Genomic DNA, 3,371 nt, shown 5'->3' with positions numbered 1-3,371 from the left:
AATTAGGAAAATTACCCATATTTTTATCTTGTTTTTTCATCTTAATAATTCACTGTATTAGCTATAAACATTAAGGATACTTAAAAAACAAGACCCAATTCTTTCAAATAAACTTCAATTTCAGAATCCAGTTGAGAACGCTTGGCTTCAAGTTCTTTAATCTCCGCCATTACCGCCTGAATATCAATTTCGTCTTCCTCCTCAAAAGTATCAACATAACGAGGAATATTTAAATTGTAATCATTATCAGCAACTTCCTGTAAGGTCGCTTTATAACTGAATTTTTCAGTAACTGTACGGTTTTGGTAAGCTTCAACAATTTTATCAATGTGGGTATGACGAAGAACGTTTTGATTTTTCTGTTTTTCGAACTCTTTGCTTGCATCAACAAACAGAATATCCTCATCGGCTTCACGGCATTTTTTGAAAATCAAAATACACGTCGGAATACTTGTTCCAAAGAAAATATTGGCAGGTAAACCAATAACAGCATCAAGATAATTTTTCTCCTTGATTAGATATTTCCGGATAACCAATTCGGCTGCACCACGGAAGAGAACTCCGTGAGGCATTACCACAGCCATAATTCCGTTTTCATCCAAATGATGAATCATATGCTGGATAAAAGCAAAATCTGCTTTTGAAGAAGGTGCTAATTTTCCGTATTGTGAAAATCTTTCGTCCAACAAAAGAAGTTCATTCGAGCTCCATTTTGCCGAGAAAGGCGGATTGGCGACAATGGCATCAAATGTTTTATCAAGGTGCTGAGGTTTTTCCAGAGTATCTTCTTGTCGGATATCAAAATTGCTGTAATTGACACCGTGAAGAATCATATTCATTCTTGCCAAGTTGTAGGTAGTACGGTTCATTTCCTGACCGTAGAAATCACTTACTTTCGCTTCTCGTGCAACCCTCAAAAGCAACGAACCACTTCCACAAGTCGGGTCATATACAGATTTTAACTGTGATTTTCTGCTGGTCACAATTCTTGCAAGAATGGTAGAAACCTGTTGAGGAGTATAAAATTCTCCTGCTTTTTTTCCGGCGCCACTTGCAAACTGTGCAATCAGATATTCGTAAGCATCTCCCAAAACGTCAGCGTTGGTATCTGATAAATTGAAATCAATATCATCCAGATGATACAGAACTTTGGAGATTAACGTATTTTTTTCGTCTTCTGTTCTTCCTAATTTGGAAGAAGTAAGATCTAAATCATCAAAAAGCCCTTCAAAATCATCTTCACTGTTTGTTCCTAATGTTGATTGCTCAATATTATTAAGAATTTTGGTAAGTTCAGCTAAGATAAAGTTCGACTTTCCTTCCTGTTTCTGATGTCCTTTTTTAGCAATATTACTGAAAAGTTCAGAAGGTTTCAGGAAGTAGCCTAAATCTTCAACCACCTCTTCATAAATAGCTTCTACAATTGCTTTTCCAGCTTCAGAATTTTCATCAACGTCATTGTAATCAACTTCTTCACCAGAATCTAACAAGATTTTATTAGCCGTAAAATGGATTTTCTCTGAAAGATACTTATAGAAAATAAATCCTAAAATATAATCACGGAATTCATCCGCATCCATTTTACCTCGTAAAGTATTCGCAATATTCCAAAGTTGCTGTTGCAACTGACGTTTCTGTTCTTCTGACATATTATTTTAAATCCTTAATCTAAGACCTCAAAGATAAAAAAAATCACCATCAAAAGATTACGACATCCCGTATTACACTTAAAAATTAAAAAAAAGTCAATTACCGCTAAAGGTGTCGCTCCTAAGGAGCTTGAATGAATGTTTAAATATTATTTTGCTATAAAGTTTCAGCTCCCACGGAGCTCCTCTGAAAAATAAATGGTTTTACGATAAGATGATAATTACATCTTTACACTAACTTAAGCAACTTGTTCGCATCCTTAGCCCCTTAAAATCAGCAATCAAGTGAAAAGAAAACATAGAATGAATTCCCACCGCTTAGATGCCTACGGCATGACAAAGTGAGTGCAGATAGATTTTAAAAAGTATTTTGAAGTAACCTCCGTCAGTTCAAGTGTCCCGATGTTAATATGGATGTCCTCAGAACCAATGAACAGACGAAGTTTTGTAAAACAAAAAACAAAGTCGCAGCGCCACCCTTTAGGGTCGGGGTAAAGCGCTATCAAATGAATTCTAAAAAATTCCACTTCTCCACCTCTTAAAATAGCAGCACATGAAAATCGCCACTCCTGTAAAAGGAATGGCGACTGATAATTCAAAAAAAGTTTATTTATAGTTGTGTCTGTAAAACTCGGTAAGGATATCGAGATAAAGAAATGTCCTCAGATAAACGATTCTGCCAAAAAGACTAAAATATCGGATTTTCTGTTGATTTCTGTAATTCCGAAGCGTCCTTACATGGATTCCCCATTTTTTTGCTAAATCTTCTTCAAAAATAATTTCATCATCATTGAAATGAAGGATCATACTTTCAGGAGAATCGGTTAAAAACTGCAGCTGACTGATTAGGTCTCTCAGGAAGTCCTGAGAGAGAAATAATTTGTTTTTCATGTTCGTATCTTTTTTAGTGTTGTATAGTAAAATTAATAAAAAAAATATTTCAAAAACAAATTTTGGGTTAAAATTTTTCACTTTTTCGAGATGAAAAATAATGCATAGCATATAAATTTCTTCGCAACCCGCATGAATCCTGTAATATGTGTAAGATGCTGACTGTGAGATTAAATACACACTGTCAGGCTGAGCCTGTCGAAGCCTTAGTCTATAATCAGTGAGTAGAGTAGAACGTGACTTCCGCTTCTTTCAAAAACACTTCGACTCCGCTCAGTGTGACAACGCTAATGCTAACCGTAGTTTTTTACATTGTCAGGCTGAGCGGAGTCGAAGCTTAGTTCGGGTAACAAAACATTGTATTTCCTTCTTAAGTTTACGCCTTGGTTTATCTTAAAATTTATGCGCCTTATAAAAACTCTTCGTCTAACCTTGCGATAAAACAGAAATCACTTCAATTCTTCTCAGTTTGGCATTTCTTACACTAAACAGTAGTTTTTACACTGTCACGCTGGGCTTGTTGTCGAAGGCATAGTCAATAAACGATGTATAGAGTAGAACGTGACTTCCGCTTCTTTCAAAAACACTTCGACTTCGCTCAGTTTGACATCGCTAATGCTAACCGTAGTTTTTTACATTGTCAGGCTGAGCGTAGTCGAAGCTTAGTTCGGGTAACAAAACATTGTATTTCCTTCTTAAGTTTACGCCTTGGTTTATCTTAAAATTTATGCGTCTCATAAAAACTCTTCGTTTAACCTTGCGATAAAACAGGAATCACTTCAATTCCTCTCAGTTTGGCATTTCTTACACTAAACAGTAGTTTTTACACTT

Annotated in this window: 2 protein-coding genes; both read right to left on the bottom strand. The window is 35.6% G+C overall.

Features of this window, described 5'->3' with window-relative positions; translation table 11 throughout:
* Positions 1-80: 80 nt before the first annotated feature.
* Positions 81-1,649, bottom strand: a complete 1,569-nt coding sequence (locus AC2A1G_RS19985; protein ID WP_484048639.1) for a type I restriction-modification system subunit M — start codon at positions 1,647-1,649, stop codon at positions 81-83.
* Between the two features lie 606 nt (positions 1,650-2,255).
* Positions 2,256-2,540 carry a hypothetical protein gene (locus tag AC2A1G_RS19980; protein WP_484048638.1) on the bottom strand — a complete coding sequence of 95 codons (285 nt, stop codon included), beginning with the start codon at positions 2,538-2,540 and terminating at the stop codon, positions 2,256-2,258.
* Positions 2,541-3,371: the final 831 nt, after the last annotated feature.

The organism is Chryseobacterium sp. HNCC26DJ240, assembly GCF_057180485.1.
Note: the sequence above shows the minus strand (reverse complement) of the source record. Positions and strands in the feature narration are given on the sequence as shown.